Origin of the sequence: Pontibacter qinzhouensis, assembly GCF_008017455.1 — a bacterium.
GTDB classification, from domain to species: Bacteria; Bacteroidota; Bacteroidia; order Cytophagales; family Hymenobacteraceae; genus Pontibacter; species Pontibacter qinzhouensis.
This window is the reverse complement of sequence record NZ_VRTY01000022.1, coordinates 1-15021: the sequence shown is the minus strand read 5'-3', so window position 1 is coordinate 15021 and position 15021 is coordinate 1. Positions and strand designations below refer to the sequence as shown.

Sequence of the window (15021 nt, the reverse complement as noted above, 5' to 3'; positions counted from 1 at the left end):
CTGAAAAACAGTTGTTTACCGTTTGTTACCTGCTTCTATTGGCTTTTTATAAATCCTTTTCCGGAAATTCAGAGTATTTAGAAAACAAATGCATTTATCTGGAACAGTTAATCAACGAATATGGATACTTATAATATGAAACCTGAGAACATGCGTGCACCAGCTAACCTGAGCAAGGAAGATATCCAGAAAAGTTTAGAAGAACTTGATGGAAAAATTAAAGTACTGCGAGGGCGGGCTCATGCTACCACTGCCGATTCTAACCATACGTACCACGAGCATATTGCTGCCCTGGAAGCAAAGCGGGAGCTAATGAAACAGAAGCTCGACGACACCTCGACCGACCACCTCGACAAGTGGCAGGATTTGCGTGCGGGTATAGATAAACTCAGGAACGACATCGAAGGCTTTATGAAATAAACACAAACACAAAGGCCCGGTTACTGCCGGGCCTTTGTGTTTGTGTTAGCACACGCTACTTCAATTAAGGCATCCGCCCTTGTTTTTGTTTTTACCAAAAGGTATTTCTGCGACTATAGGCAACAGAGCTGTTTGCTTCCATAATTCTGTGACCTCAGGACCTATGCTGCCTACTCTGGTGCTCCTTTTCTGTCCGGGTGGCAAGTACCTTTAGAACAAATCGGCAGGTGTACCCTTGGCGATTTATTAACTAAAAACCTTTTGGAGGCCCTTTTCATTAGCATAATTTGCTTTTGGCTGCAGCTAACTTTAGGCAGGCTCAGATTTTGGCAACCTGAAATAGTTTCTGGTACCTCTCCCCCACAAGCTCCTGTCAGCGTATTAAATAGGCAAAAAGTACAGCAGAACTTTTTATTTTATGGCCTTTCGAACCTTCAGAAATTCCTGACAATCTATTTAAGCACTTACCGGCTCCCTGAAACCAACCCAGGTAAACCGCTTGATTACGAATTCGGGGTTTGTAAAGGAGGCATTACCTGCCGGGTTACCACCTGTAACATGAAAATCGGAGAAGCTTGCGTTCTGATTCAGGTAAATACCGCCCGTTAAGTTAAAGCTTACTGGAGTTCCGGCCAGACTCATGGCATCTTTTATCTGTTCCTTCACTTGCGGGTTGGTGGTGTAGGCACCGCAGGAGATCGCACCATGCGACAGCGCCAGTTCCTGAGCCAGCTCTACAGATTGGGCAGTGTCTTTTGTTTTGATGACCAACATAATCGGGCCGAAAAGTTCGCGGCTGTAACTCTCCTTGTCGGTGGCATCGGCTTCTAAAATGACCGGTGAGCAGGTGCGGGCATTGGCAAACTGCGTATTACTGAAGTCGCAGGTATTGAGCACCACTTTGCCTTTGGCCGCCTTCACACGATCGGTGGTAGCCTGATTCTGGATGGCTCCTAACACATGCGGTGCAGCCTTCGGGTTGTTGACGAGACCCGAAACAGCTTCGGAGAGTTTTTGCACCACCTCCTCGTAAGGTATTTGTTCGTCGCCAGCTGTTATGCCAGCTTCCGGTATAAAAAAGTTCTGTGGGGCGGTGCACATTTGCCCTGAATAAAGGCTTACTGAAAAAGCCAGGTTCTGCACAACCTTTCCCAGATCCTCTACCGAATCCAGAATAACTGAATTTACACCGGCTTTCTCCGTAAACGTGGTCTTGCCGGGAAGTTGCTCCAGGTAATTCCCAAACTCTGTACTGCCTGTATAGTCTATTAGTTTAATTTTTCGATGCTCGGCCAGTTCTTTGGTAATCAGTCTGTTTTCTGCATCAACAGCAAGCTGGCAAATTGCCGGATCAAGACCGTTTTCTTGCAGCACTTTCTGAATCTGGGCTACCACCAGCGCAATCGGGAGCACGGCTTTGGGGTGTGGCTTTACAAGAACGGGGTTACCTGTTACCAGGCTGGCATATAATCCGGGCACAGTGTTCCAGGTCGGAAAGGTGGAGCAGCCAATTACCAGGGCTATACCTTTTGGCACCGCTACCCACGATTTCTGTAGCTTCAGGTTGTACTTACCCATCGGCTTCTCCCACTCCGCAGACTCCGGAAACCTGGTAAGCTCCTCGTACCCAGCCGCCACTGCTTCCAGGGCTCTGTCGGCGGCATGCGGCCCTGAAGCCTGAAACGACATTAAAAAGGCCTGGCCAGTGGTATGCATAGTGGCGTAGGCAATTTCGAAAAACCGCTCCCGCAAGCGCTCCAGCGACTCAATCAGAATAAAAGCACGCATGGCTGGTTCAACCTTGCGCCAAACATGAAAAGCGTTTTCAGCTTGCGCAACAAGTGTTTCGGGTTCGAAAAACGGGTAAGTAATACCAAGTGGCTGCTGCTCGTACGGCGACTCCTCCTGCCCTACCCAATCATCTGCCTCCGGTTGCAGCAACTCCTCAAATCGCGTATGCAGCCGCTCTTTAAAGCTGGTTTGTGCCTCTTTATCTACTGTGTCTCCATACGTATCGGGAGACGGATTTTCGGGGAAATGAGCGAAAAATGTTCTTTTGTGCAGTGCCTGCACCGCTGCCTGAAGTGTTTCCTGATGTTTATCTACTAAGTCCAGAACCATGGTGTTTGTATTTATTGGATGAGGATATGACAGTGGCGTCAAGGAAATATACGAATTAAACTAATGCGCGTTAGCATGAAAGAGGAACAATAAAGGTTCCAAGGCCCAAACTTCAGAATTATTATCCTTCACTATCGCATCACACTGTTTAAGGTTTACAGGTAACAATTGGCAACAGGATTTCTATAAACCTGATTTTTTCCTGCTGTTACTCCTGTCGCTCCAATATGTGCTCAAGTTCAGTGAGCAGCTGCTACTGCTTTCTCCGAAGCAGTGAGGTTTTAGTTGCTCTATTCTTAAATAAATAATTTAACAATGAAGCCATTTAACCTTTCAACAATCAGCAATCAAATTCTGCTAATGAAAATGGCCTCCAGAAGGATTTTCGCCAAAAATGATTCAAGGGTATGCGGAATAAAATACCTCTGCAGGAGCCTTTGAAAGTGTAGTTATAGGTAATATTATCCTGAGATTTAGCTCAAGTAAAGGTTCTATTTCAGGGGAAGTAATGTTCGGATCTTTATAAAACCGTAGCTTTGCATTTTTAAAACCAGCTACTATGCAAGAACTCGACAACAACTTTAGCCATCTACCTTTAGAAGTACAACGAAAAATATCCTTTTCCCAGACCAGCGTTTTCAAGGCAGTTTTCCCAAACGACACCAACCATTATGATACCCTGTTCGGAGGTGTAGCCATGCAGCTGATGGATGAGGTAGCCTTTATTGCAGCCACGCGTTTCTGCCGTAAACGTCTTGTTACCGTTTCTACAAGCCAGATAGATTTTAAAATACCGATTCCGGCTGGTACCATTATCGAGGTATCTGGCACCATTATTAAAATAGGGACAACCAGTATTGATGTAAAGGCGGATATCTATGTAGAGGAAATGTACCGCGAGGAGCGGCATTTAGCTGTGTCCGGCAAATTCACTTTTGTGGCAATTGACGAAGCCCGGGTACCTATTTCGGTTCTTTAGCCACCGTTTAAAAACAAAGAAGGCCTTGCTTTGCAGCAAGGCCTTCTTTTATAACTAGCAACTAAGCAATTAAGCCTGTGCTTCCTGCTTTTGTTGCAGGCGAATCAGGTTCAGGGCAGAACCGGCTCTAAACCAGGCAATCTGTCCTTCGTTATACGTATGGTTAACCTGGAAAGAATCCATTGAACCATCGGCATGGTGCAGCACCACTTTCAGCGGCTCACCTGGCGTAAAGTTCTCCAGACCCAGGATATCGATCGTGTCGTTCTCTTCAATCAGATCGTAATCTTCTTTGTTAGCGAACGTTAAGGCCAGCATGCCTTGTTTCTTCAGGTTGGTTTCGTGAATACGGGCAAACGATTTTACCAGAACAGCTCTAACACCCAAGTGGCGTGGCTCCATGGCCGCGTGCTCACGCGAAGATCCTTCTCCGTAGTTCTCATCGCCTACTACCACGGTACCAATACCAGCTGCTTTGTAGTTACGGGCAGTAGCAGGAACAGTATCGTAGCCACGGGTCATGTCGCTGAGTACGTTGTTGGCATCTCCGTTAAACGCGTTGATGGCACCGATCAGCATGTTATTAGAAATGTTGTCGAGGTGACCACGGTATTTTAACCAAGGACCAGCCATTGAAATATGGTCGGTGGTACACTTACCCTGTGCTTTAATGAGCAGCTTCAGGCCTTTCAGGTCTGTGCCTTCCCATGGCTTAAAGCCTTCGAGCAGTTGCAGACGATCAGACTTAGGATCTACTGCCACCTGCACAGTGCTACCGTCTTCAGCAGGAGCTATGTAGCCGGCATCTTCTACTGCAAAACCGTTTACAGGCATGTCAATACCTTGTGGCTCATCTAGTCTCACAGCTACACCATCTTCGTTGATGAGTGTATCAGTAAGCGGGTTGAACGTAAGGTCGCCGGCAATAGCAAAAGCAGTTACAATTTCTGGTGACGCCACAAACGCGTGTGTGTTCGGGTTACCATCGTTACGCTTGGCAAAGTTACGGTTAAACGACGTAATGATAGAGTTTTTACGGGTAGGATCGTCGGTATGACGTGCCCACTGCCCGATGCACGGACCACAGGCATTGGCCAGTACCACACCACCCATTTGCGCGAATGTATCTAATAAACCATCGCGGGCAGTGGTGTAACGTACCAGTTCTGAACCTGGCGTGATGGTGAACTCTGCTTTAGCAACAAGTTTTTTCTCAATAGCCTGTGATGCGATAGATGCAGAACGGGTCATGTCTTCGTAAGAAGAGTTGGTGCACGATCCGATCAGACCTACTTCGAGTTTAGTTGGCCAGTTGTGCTCTTTTACAACAGCAGCAAACTGCGATATTGGCCAGGCAGCATCCGGCGTAAACGGACCATTTACGTGCGGCTCCAGCTTAGACAGGTCGATTTCGATCAGTTGATCGTAGAAAGAAGCAGGGTCAGCGTAAACTTCGTCGTCGGCACGCAGGTGCTCTGCAACCTCGTCAGCCAGCTCTACTACTTCTTCGCGCTTCGTTCCGTTCAGGTAAGCACGCATGCTGTTGTCGTACGCAAAAACAGAGGTGGTAGCACCAATTTCTGCACCCATGTTACAGATAGTGCCTTTACCAGTACAAGACATAGACTCGGCACCTTCGCCGAAATATTCAACTATAGCACCAGTACCGCCTTTTACGGTCAGGATGCCGGCTACTTTAAGTATAACGTCTTTCGGAGAAGTCCAGCCGCTCAGTTTGCCGGTCAGTTTTACACCGATTACTTTCGGAAACTTCAGCTCCCAGGCCATACCGGCCATTACGTCTACGGCATCAGCACCACCAACACCAATCGCTACCATACCCAAACCACCGGCATTTGGCGTGTGAGAGTCGGTACCGATCATCATACCACCCGGAAAGGCATAGTTCTCCAACACTACCTGGTGAATAATACCAGCACCTGGTTTCCAGAAGCCGATGCCGTATTTGTTCGATACAGAGGCCAGGAAATCGTAAACTTCTTTGTTTTCATCATAGGCATCCTGTAAGTCCTGGTCTGCGCCTACTCTTGCCTGAATTAAGTGGTCGCAGTGTACAGTAGACGGAACTGCTACCGTTGGCTTTCCTGCTTGCATGAACTGAAGCAAGGCCATTTGTGCCGTAGCATCCTGCATTGCCACTCTGTCCGGAGCGAAATCAACGTAAGACTTGCCACGCTCAAAACCCTGCGATGCATTGCCCTGGAAAAGGTGTGCATACAAGATTTTTTCAGTCAGGGTAAGCGGACGGCCTACTGCGTTACGGGCAGCAGTAATCCGCTCGGCCATGCCGGCATAAACTGCCTTGATCATTTCTAAATCAAATGCCATAGTTTTGCTATTATTGTTATTGTTTTAAATGCTTTACTGATAATTCCACAAAGGTACAAAATACCTTACATTTTGAGCAACATTAGTACTTACTAATATACACTTTAGCGATAGCATTACTGCTATTTAGAACCATTATAGCTTTTAAGAAATCTGCATTGTACTTTTGCCTCATGAAATTCTTGTATAATAATACCCCTATCAGGCTCTTTTTGTTTTTAGGAGTAGCCCTGGCGCAGGTTTTAACATCCTGTTCTTCATCCACTTCAGATGCCACAACCATAGCGGCAGGTACCTGGCGCGCTGTTTTAGTAACACAAGGGCAGCAAATTCCTTTCCTGCTGGAGGCCTCTGAAATGGAAGGGAAACCTGTGTTGTACCTGATAAACGGGGAAGAACGCATTCTGCTGGATGACATAGCGCAGCAAGGCGACTCGATCAGAATAGGGCTGCACATTTTTGATGCCGATCTTATTGCCAAAGTAGAAGGCGACAAAATGGCTGGGCGGCTGGTAAAACACGATACTCCCTCCTACTATGGTATTCCGTTTACGGCTAGCCGTGGTCAAAACTACCGATTCTCCGAAAACCCCGCTCCTGCCACCTACAACTATGCGGGCAAATGGGAAGTAACTTTTGCCGACACTACCGGCAAAACCACCAATGCTGTAGGTGTTTTTGAGCAGGACCAGAACAGCTTAACCGGCACATTTTTAACCGAAACCGGCGATTACCGCTACCTGGCAGGCGAAGTGGCAGGCGACAAACTGGCGCTATCTGCTTTCGATGGCAACCATGTGTATTTGTTTACAGCTGTTCCCGCTGATGCCAACAGCGTGAAAGGCGAGTTCTTTTCGGGCATAACCGGCTACAGAACCTGGACCGCCACCCGCAACGAGAACGCCGCCCTTACCCATGCCGACTCCCTCACCTTCCTGAAACCCGGATACGACCAGCTGGCTTTCTCCTTCCCGAACCTCGAGGGAAAAAACGTGTCGCTCTCTGACCCGAAGTACAAAAACAAGGTAGTGGTGGTGCAGCTACTGGGAACCTGGTGCCCTAACTGTATGGACGAAACCCAATATTTGGCACCCTTCCATAAAGAAAACCAGAAAAGAGGCTTTGAGGTGATCGGTTTAGGTTTTGAACGCAGCCCTGAGTTTGAGAAAGCAGCTGCCAGGCTTCTCAAAATGAAAGAGCGCCTTAATATTGGTTACGAACTTTTAGTGGCTGGCCCAGCCGATAACAAGGCCGCAGCAGAAGCATTGCCAGCACTAAACCATGTTATGTCGTTCCCGACCACCATTATTGTAGATAGAAAAGGAAAGGTCCGTAAGATCCATACCGGATTCTCAGGCCCCGGCACCGGTGCGTACTACGAAGAATGGGTGACGGATTTTAACAATACCATTGATAAGCTGCTGGCGGAGGGGTAGAACACCTCATGCGCTTTCAGTATTTTTATATACATTAAGCAGAAGCCGCAGCCTCAAGGTTGCGGCTTCTGCTGTTATAGAGGTTTCCGAAATTAAATAAAGCGGAAAGTGCCACCTAAAGCGGTCGCTCCAAAGACCTCGCAGCGTCTTTCAGACCTGCGAGCGTCTCTTCCGGAATAGCTACTGCCATTAAAGGCACTTATAATGTAACAATCAACAACTAACAATCAGCAATTATTCTAATGAAAAAGGCCTTCCAAAGCTTTTAACGGCGAAATTAGCCAAGGGCAAAACAATTGACTATACAATAGCCATGGCTACTCTTACCTTTCTAACTTTAAACTTTGTGCCTTAAAACCCTAAAAATCTTACTTTTCTCTGGCAATGGTGAAGGCCATGAGCTGCTCCAGAGAAGTGCGTGACGGAGATGGTGGAAAAGTGTGGAGAATAGCGAGAGCCTCCAGATGGTACTTGTTCATTTGTTCGATAGTATAATTAATACCACCCGATTCTTTTACAAAACTGATGACCTGCTGTACCCGCTTGCTGTCGCCGTTGTTGTTTTTTACGTTGTAGATAACCTTGCGTTTGGTCAGCCAATCGGCCTCACGCAGGGCGTGTATAAGCGGCAGAGTCATTTTCTTTTCCTTGATATCGATACCAACCGGCTTACCGATTTCTGCGGTACCATAATCGAAAAGGTCGTCTTTAATCTGGAAGGCGATGCCTACTTTTTCGCCGAACAAACGCGCTTTTTCTATCTCCTCTACCGTAGCACCGGCCGAGGCAGCCCCTACGGCGCAGCAGGAGGCAATAAGTGAAGCCGTTTTTTGGCGGATGATGTCAAAATAAACTTCTTCGTTAATATCGAGGCGGCGGGCTTTCTCTATCTGCAGCAGCTCTCCTTCGCTCATCTCGCGCACCGCATTCGACACTATTTTCAGCAGCTCAAAGTCGTTGTTGTGCAGCGAAAGTAGCAGGCCCTTCGAGAGCAGGTAATCGCCTACGAGCACGGCTATTTTGTTTTTCCAGAGAGCATTTACTGAGAAAAAGCCGCGGCGGTAGTTGGCATCGTCCACCACATCGTCGTGAACGAGGGTAGCTGTGTGCAACAGTTCTATTAGCGCAGCGCCACGGTAAGTAGCTTCTGTTATGCCCTGGGTAAAGAGGTTGGCCGAAAAGAAAACGAACATCGGGCGCATCTGCTTGCCTTTGCGCTTTACGATATAGCTCATGATCTTATCTAAAAGAAGGACGTTAGACTTCATGGAAGTCCTGAACTTCTTTTCGAAAAGCTGCATTTCCTGCGCTATGGGCGCTTGTATTTCGTCTAGGCTGATGCTCATTTTGGCTGCACAATATTACTATGCTTAACTATGGTTTCCAAACGATGCCTTTGCAAATGGGGTAATAAATGAATAATATTAACCCAACAATAGCAAAGCAGATGCCTGACATAAAAAAAATAGATTTCGTGCTGCAGCCGCCACACCAGCGGCCCTTTACCGCCGATGCCCGCTACCAACCTACGCAACAGCCAAAGCCTGTGGTTGTTTTTGTGCACGGCTTCAAAGGGTTTAAAGACTGGGGCCATTTTAACCTGCTTGCCGATTACTTTGCCTGTCACGGATTTTTCTTCATTAAGTTAAACCTCTCGCACAATGGCACCAGCGTAGCCAACTGCTCCGATGTACACGACCTGGAGGCTTTCGGCAAGAACAATTTCTGCATCGAGCTCGACGATTTAGATACGCTGCTAAACGAGCTAACAGCACCTGCAGCCGGTGTGCTTCCAGAGCAGGAGCTAAACCCCGATAATATTTTCCTGATAGGCCATAGCAGAGGTGGCGGTGCCGTACTGGCAAAAGCTGCCGAAGACGCTCGTGTGAAAGGGTTGGCTACCTGGTCGGCAGTAAGCGATTTTAACATGCGCTGGTCGCCGGAGGTAATGGCGCAATGGCAACAGGAGGGTGTGCAATGGATAGCCAATGCCCGCACCGGTGTTCAGATGCCGCTCTACTACCAGCTCGTAGAAAACTACCAGGCTAACCTGCACCGCCTGCATTTGCCTAAACTGGTGCAGCAGTTGCAGCAGCCACTGCTGATCTTACATGGCGAAGAAGACGAAACGCTGCCCGTACAAATGGCCCACGACCTGAAAACCTGGAAACCGGATGCCACCCTGCACCTGCTCCCCGACACCGACCACTCATATGGTGGCCGGCACCCTTACCCTGAGCCGCAGCTGCCCGTAGCTGCCCAAAAAGCCGCTGACCTTACTATCCAATTTTTCAGGAACCATGCCTAAGTTATACCTCTTGCTGGGAGGAAACCTGGGGAACCGTGCTATCTATCTGGAACAGGCGCGGGAACGTCTGGCGAAGAGAATCGGGGAGATTACCAGCAGCTCCAGCCTTTATGAAACGGCCGCCTGGGGCAAAACCGACCAACCTGCTTTTCTGAACCAGGTGCTGGTGCTCCAGACCATGTTACAGCCAGAGCAGGTGCTACAGGTTATTCATGCCATAGAACGGGAGCTTGGCCGGGAGCGCATCGAACATTGGGGAGCCCGTGTGATCGACATCGACATTCTGTTTTACGAGGATCTGGTGCTACAAACGCAGCGCCTTACCATACCGCACCCACAGTTGCACATGCGCCGGTTCACGTTGCTGCCCCTGGCTGAAATTGCTCCCGACCTGGTTCATCCGGTACTGGATCAGACCTCGCAATCGCTACTGGCTTCCTGCAAAGATGAGTTGGAGGTTAATCTGTATGAAGCGTAACCCTTGGCACAATTCAGGCAAAAAACCTTCTGAAGGCCATTTTTATTAGAATAATTAGTTGTTAGTTGTTGATTACTGATTGTTGCTTTGGAATTTTGGAGAGCTGAAAATGCGGCTGAGGAAATTAGCATGAAATCATCTGAAACCCTATCCATATATTCGTCCTGAAAATTCTTGAGAAGGGGCCGTTAAACCAAAGTCTGAAATCTAGCATCTGGTATCTAAGATGCTACCCAAAGCCTCTGGAAGGCAATTTTCATTAGAATAATTTACCCACTAAAAGGAGTGCACCGTTGGTTTTGCTCCTGATATAAAAAATATGAGTCACACTTTTACAGCCATCGATTTTGAAACGGCGCAAGGCAAGCGCTACAGTATCTGCCAGGTAGGCCTTGTGCGCGTAGAGAATGGGAAAGTAACGGCCCAGGTAAACCAGTTGGTTTGCCCTCCCAACAATTTTTATTTTTACAGGAATACCGAAATCCATGGTATCTCCGCTTCCCATACCTGCCACTCTCCCACTTTTGCTTCCGTTTGGCAGCAGATGAAGCCTTACATCCAAAACCAGACGGTGGTGGCCCATAACGGCGCTTTCGATTTCAGCTGCCTCCGCCACACCCTCGATTATTACAAGGTTGAGCAGCCGGAGTACGAACCTCAATGCACCTACAAACTCTACAAAAAAAGCCTCGCCGATTTGTGCCGGCAGCACAACATCCAGCTAAACCACCACGATGCCCTCAGCGATGCCATGGCCTGCGCCCGGCTGTATATGATGCACTTAAGGAGTAAGGGGTAGTTTATAGTGAAAAGCAATGCAGATATAGTGGATATTGGGTACTCTACCCAACTAAAAAATGATGTTTGAGATTGCGGGGTTTAAAAAAAGTACAGGAAAGCCGAACTTTGTGGTGACCAAACCTAAAAATTCGCTTTCCTGTGATGAAGAAATTCTTCAGTACCAAAATTAAAGAAATATTTGATAAAGTAGAGTTAGTCAGCAACCTTGCCCGTAAGAAATTCATCTTCAGCTTTGTGCTGGGACTCATTAAAAGCCGGAAGGTACAGTTTTGCGAGGTGGCGGAGCATCTTAACGATAAAGCCAAAAAGGAGTGCAATGAGGTGCGCATCCAGGACTTTTTCCGCCAGGCCAAGCTCAATTATGAGCAGGTGGCTATGCTGCTATGCCTGTTCCTACCCCGCAAAGGCAAAGTACGCCTGAGCATTGACCGCACCGAATGGGACTTCGGCAAGTGCCAAGTCAACATCCTGATGGTGCTGGCCAGCCAGGGCAAGATACAGGTGCCGCTTTACTGGTCCCTGTTGGATAACAAAAGTGGCAACTCCTGCACCCAAGACCGCATTGATGTGGTGGACAAGTGCCTTAGGTTGCTGGGCAAGCGAATTGGGCTGCTGGTGGCTGACCGGGAGTTTATAGGCCATAAATGGCTCAAGCACCTCAAAGAGAGCGGGATTGGATTCTGTGTCAGAATGCCAAGGCATCATGTGATGGAACGGCTCGACGGGCGCCTGCAGAAGGCAGAGGAGTTGGCAAAAAGTACAGCTCTGTGCCTGCCCGACTGCCTGGTGGATGGAGTGTGGGGGAATGTGTCTCTCAAGCGCACAGCTGATGGCGATTTGCTTTACCTCTTTGGCACGATGGAGGCAAAGCATCTGGGCACTGTCTATCGCCGCCGCTGGACGATAGAGGCTTGTTTTCAGGCTTTTAAGAGCAGGGGCTTTGACCTGGAGAGCACTCATCTCAAGGACCTGGAAAAACTAAAGAAGCTGATGGCGATGGTTTCTATTGCGTATGGATTATGTGTGAGTATGGGCATCTATCAGGATGCCAGGGTAAAGAAGATAAAGGTGAAAAACCATGGCTACAAAGCCAACAGCTTTTTCCGCAAAGGACTTGATAAAGTAAGAGAAATGCTCAAAATGAAAGCGCGAAAATGGCACAAGACGATTGAAATATTTATCCGATGGATTAATCGCCAAATCCACCACTACCAAAACACCCAAATTTTGGTTGGGTAGAGTAGATATTGGGCTTATTCGGTAGTTGTGAGGTATTCTAAAATGAGTTTATGAAACACTTAATTAAAATATTTTTATTGATTTTATCTGTTGGATGTAATTCACTGAATCAAAAAGAAACCGTCACAACTGGAAAAAATAAATTTAGACTACCTTCTCAAAATCAAGGAGAACGAGAAGATTATTGGGCGCAAGAGTTTTTTAAAAAAGAATATAAAAAGCAATCACATAAGATTTATACTGCCGAAGTAATAAAAATTGGTGAAAACACTTTAGCGTATGATGATAAAACCTTTGATATTTATGGGGTTAATGATACCTTAAAATTGATTTTTGAGAGTGGCATTATTTACCCTCAGCTAATAAGTGGTTATTCAAAAGAACCAAGAAAATCACAACAAGAATTGAATTTATTGAGTGTTTCCGAGAGGTATTTTTATGAGGTAAGTAGAGGAGATAATGCGACAATTACGAATTTAGAAGAACTTTTGTTTTTAAGTAGCACACCAAAAGTAAAACGGTTTAGGTTTTGGTTAAGCCTACCTAAATCAGCCAATCCTAATGTTTATCTTTTTGAATTGACTAATAACAACGCAACAAAACAAACTGATTTGATAACCTTTATTCAGAATGCAAAGCTTACATTCCTTAAAGAAGGTTGGTTAATAATCTGAAAGAAAAAAACTCATAATCACACCTATAAGCACGCAAACAGAAAACAAAAAAGGTCCGCCTTATAAACTGAAGCAGACCTTTTTTCATGAAACCTGTTATTTTATTCCACAGAACTAACTTCTGCGGCACGATCGATTTTCTTTACGAGCCCCTGCAGCACTTTGCCGGGGCCACACTCTACAAAATGGGTGGCGCCATCGGCCAGCATCTGCTGCACCGACTGGGTCCAGCGAACAGGTGCGGTTAATTGCTTAATCAGGTTTTGTTTAATTTCGGCCGGGTCGGTATGCGGTTTTGCATCTACGTTTTGGTAAATAGGACAAATCCCCTGGCTGAAGGTAGTTTCCTCAATGGCTTTGGCAAGTTCTTCTTCGGCAGGTTTCATGAGCGGAGAATGAAAGGCACCACCTACCGGTAACGGCAAAGCACGCTTGGCGCCGGCTTCTTTCATTTTTTCGCAGGCAATCTCGATGCCTTTGTTTGAACCGGAAATAACCAGCTGGCCGGGGCAATTATAATTTGCCGCTACTACCACTTCGCCCTCTATGGCGGCACAAACCTCTTCAACTTTGGCATCGTCGAGGCCCAGAATGGCTGCCATAGTAGATGGGTTTGCCTCGCAGGCTGCCTGCATAGCCTGTGCTCTTTTCGAAACAAGACGCAAACCATCTTCAAAGCTCAGCACCCTGCTGGCAACCAATGCAGAGAACTCGCCTAAAGAGTGGCCAGCTACCATATCAGGGGCAAAATTTTTGGCTACGGCTGCCTGTGCTACCGAGTGCAGAAAAATTGCCGGTTGGGTTACGTTGGTTTGCTTCAGTTCCTCGTCTGTACCGCTGAACATGATTGCTGTAATGTTAAAGCCCAGAATTTCATTGGCCTTATCAAACAATGCTTTTGCCTCCGGGTGCTGCTCGTACAGGTCTTTGCCCATACCCACAAACTGAGAACCCTGCCCCGGGAATACGTATGCCTTCATGTAATATATGCTTATCGTTGATGATATATTTTACAGATATTGTTCATTTCAATTGTGTACAAAGCTGAAGCTGTTCTTAATTAGGTATCCATCCACTCCTGCCATTGCAACAATGCAGAAGTAAACTTAAAGCAACATATTTTAATTACCAATTTAAGCTGCTATAAATAGTTTTGTAATGAGAATGGATAAGAATCTCATGGAGCAGGAAATTAGAAATACCAGCCACACCCTTGAGCGTTTTTTGTTGGAAAATCTTCTGAAGGTCAATTTCATTCAAATAATTACTTTTTGCCAGTAGCGTTAGCCCTTAAGCTCTTATAAATAATAGGTATTACCTAAAGCTGATACACGACTCCAGCACTTGATTTTCTGTCTGATGGAATAGGTCTATATAGGTTTCAGTTAACATAACAGATAGTCGAATTTTGCTAATAAAAATGCCCTTCAGAAGGATTTTCAAGAAAAACCTGCCAAGGGTCGATTAATGTATATAGCAGCGATTATTTTTCTTTTTGAACAATTGGCGTGAACGTTGTTAAACTTATCAAAATAAGTAACTGCTGTTACGCGCTAATACCCTAGCCGTTTAATTGTATCTCTAGCGCAACAATTTATTTTGCTGGCGGTGTAGCTGAGGCTCATAACACTTAACACCGGTTCTTGGGTTGAGCGCCTTTGCAGGTTTCCGGTGCCGCGGGAGCGGCAGCCCGCTTGCGGGCTGGAAAGATGCAGCAGCGCGATGCCCAAGAACGAGGCCCCACTAATATAGGGCCCCTTCCCCAGCCTTGAGGTACTGGAGCAAAACAATGGAACATGCAGACTTAAAGGCACCGGATATAGCTGTTACCAAATGTATTAGAACTAACTTAAAGGTGCCAAATTCTTGAATGTGTGTAACATCAGTAAGAAATAAAAACCTCTGCAGGGTTGGAGACTAATTTTATACTATCAAAAAGCTTCAGGATCTTTTAACGTAAACTCACTTTGCATACAGCAAAACCTGCTTCAATTAGCACATTACTTTACAAGCTAAAGTATAAAAGCCTTCCGGCGACTTCTCTGCAACTTTAAATGGTTGCAGAGAAGTCGCCGGAAGGCTTTGCCTTATTTATTATTTCTATTACCTGACGATTTCAACCCACCCTTTGTAGCGGACTCTCTCGCGGGCGGGGTCCAGGGTGAAGAACTCCACCTCGGCCTCGTAGAAGTACACCCCGTCGCTCACCCGGCCCC

12 protein-coding genes are annotated in these 15021 nt (G+C 46.7%); 8 read left to right on the top strand and 4 right to left on the bottom strand.

All coding sequences use genetic code 11. The annotated features are described in order from the left end of the window. Positions 1–120: 120 nt before the first annotated feature. Positions 121–420, top strand: a complete 300-nt coding sequence (locus tag FVR03_RS07575; protein WP_147921141.1) for a sll1863 family stress response protein — start codon at positions 121–123, stop codon at positions 418–420. A gap of 456 nt (positions 421–876) precedes the next feature. Here FVR03_RS07575 and paaN read toward each other — a convergent pair whose 3' ends face one another. Next, entirely contained in the window at positions 877–2541 is a 1665-nt protein-coding gene (gene paaN, locus FVR03_RS07570; RefSeq protein WP_147921140.1) for a phenylacetic acid degradation protein PaaN, read from the bottom strand. Between the two features lie 559 nt (positions 2542–3100). On the opposite strand from paaN, the gene FVR03_RS07565 reads away from it, so the two are divergent. Continuing rightward, positions 3101–3520 carry an acyl-CoA thioesterase gene (locus tag FVR03_RS07565; RefSeq protein ID WP_147921139.1) on the top strand — a complete coding sequence of 140 codons (420 nt, stop codon included), beginning with the start codon at positions 3101–3103 and terminating at the stop codon, positions 3518–3520. A 69-nt stretch (positions 3521–3589) separates the two neighbouring features. Here the strand turns inward: FVR03_RS07565 and FVR03_RS07560 are convergent, their stop codons facing one another. Then, on the bottom strand, positions 3590–5869 hold the full coding sequence (locus FVR03_RS07560) for an aconitate hydratase (RefSeq protein WP_147921138.1): 2280 nt from the start codon (positions 5867–5869) through the stop codon (positions 3590–3592). A gap of 173 nt (positions 5870–6042) precedes the next feature. Between FVR03_RS07560 and FVR03_RS07555 the strand changes: the two genes are divergently transcribed. Beyond that, entirely contained in the window at positions 6043–7305 is a 1263-nt protein-coding gene (locus tag FVR03_RS07555) for a peroxiredoxin family protein (RefSeq protein WP_147921137.1), read from the top strand. 368 nt (positions 7306–7673) lie between these two features. On the opposite strand, the gene FVR03_RS07550 is transcribed toward FVR03_RS07555, so the two are convergent. Next, positions 7674–8651 (bottom strand): polyprenyl synthetase family protein, encoded by a 978-nt coding sequence (locus FVR03_RS07550; protein WP_147921136.1) that lies wholly within the window; start codon positions 8649–8651, stop codon positions 7674–7676. 101 nt (positions 8652–8752) lie between these two features. Here FVR03_RS07550 and FVR03_RS07545 point away from each other — a divergent pair, with 101 nt between their 5' ends. The 5 genes from FVR03_RS07545 (at position 8753) to FVR03_RS07525 (ending at position 12805) form a co-directional block, all read left to right on the top strand. After that, entirely contained in the window at positions 8753–9613 is an 861-nt protein-coding gene (locus tag FVR03_RS07545; protein ID WP_147921135.1) for an alpha/beta hydrolase family protein, read from the top strand. Beyond that, positions 9606–10091, top strand: coding sequence for a 2-amino-4-hydroxy-6-hydroxymethyldihydropteridine diphosphokinase (gene folK, locus FVR03_RS07540; protein WP_147921134.1), 486 nt, complete (start codon positions 9606–9608; stop codon positions 10089–10091). Before FVR03_RS07545 ends, folK begins: the two co-directional genes overlap by 8 nt. Positions 10092–10410: 319 nt before the next feature. After that, positions 10411–10890, top strand: coding sequence for a 3'-5' exonuclease (locus FVR03_RS07535; protein WP_147921133.1), 480 nt, complete (start codon positions 10411–10413; stop codon positions 10888–10890). 143 nt (positions 10891–11033) lie between these two features. Continuing rightward, a complete protein-coding gene (locus tag FVR03_RS07530; protein ID WP_147921132.1) occupies positions 11034–12131 on the top strand; it encodes an IS4 family transposase in 1098 nt (365 codons plus the stop codon). 50 nt (positions 12132–12181) lie between these two features. Beyond that, a complete protein-coding gene (locus tag FVR03_RS07525; protein WP_147921131.1) occupies positions 12182–12805 on the top strand; it encodes a hypothetical protein in 624 nt (207 codons plus the stop codon). A gap of 101 nt (positions 12806–12906) precedes the next feature. Here FVR03_RS07525 and fabD read toward each other — a convergent pair whose 3' ends face one another. Beyond that, positions 12907–13785, bottom strand: a complete 879-nt coding sequence (fabD, locus tag FVR03_RS07520; protein WP_147921130.1) for an ACP S-malonyltransferase — start codon at positions 13783–13785, stop codon at positions 12907–12909. Between the last annotated feature and the right edge of the window lie 1236 nt (positions 13786–15021).

Bases quoted from the DNA above. Each gene is read 5' to 3' on its own strand.
- folK (WP_147921134.1), top strand. From the start codon at position 9,606: ATGCCTAAGTTATACCTCTTGCTGGGAGGAAACCTGGGGAACCGTGCT.
- FVR03_RS07565 (WP_147921139.1), top strand. From the start codon at position 3,101: ATGCAAGAACTCGACAACAACTTTAGCCATCTACCTTTAGAAGTACAA.
- FVR03_RS07535 (WP_147921133.1), top strand. From the start codon at position 10,411: ATGAGTCACACTTTTACAGCCATCGATTTTGAAACGGCGCAAGGCAAG.
- FVR03_RS07530 (WP_147921132.1), top strand. From the start codon at position 11,034: ATGAAGAAATTCTTCAGTACCAAAATTAAAGAAATATTTGATAAAGTA.
- FVR03_RS07560 (WP_147921138.1), bottom strand. From the start codon at position 5,869: ATGGCATTTGATTTAGAAATGATCAAGGCAGTTTATGCCGGCATGGCC.
- FVR03_RS07525 (WP_147921131.1), top strand. From the start codon at position 12,182: ATGAAACACTTAATTAAAATATTTTTATTGATTTTATCTGTTGGATGT.
- fabD (WP_147921130.1), bottom strand. From the start codon at position 13,785: ATGAAGGCATACGTATTCCCGGGGCAGGGTTCTCAGTTTGTGGGTATG.
- FVR03_RS07550 (WP_147921136.1), bottom strand. From the start codon at position 8,651: ATGAGCATCAGCCTAGACGAAATACAAGCGCCCATAGCGCAGGAAATG.
- FVR03_RS07575 (WP_147921141.1), top strand. From the start codon at position 121: ATGGATACTTATAATATGAAACCTGAGAACATGCGTGCACCAGCTAAC.
- paaN (WP_147921140.1), bottom strand. From the start codon at position 2,541: ATGGTTCTGGACTTAGTAGATAAACATCAGGAAACACTTCAGGCAGCG.
- FVR03_RS07545 (WP_147921135.1), top strand. From the start codon at position 8,753: ATGCCTGACATAAAAAAAATAGATTTCGTGCTGCAGCCGCCACACCAG.
- FVR03_RS07555 (WP_147921137.1), top strand. From the start codon at position 6,043: ATGAAATTCTTGTATAATAATACCCCTATCAGGCTCTTTTTGTTTTTA.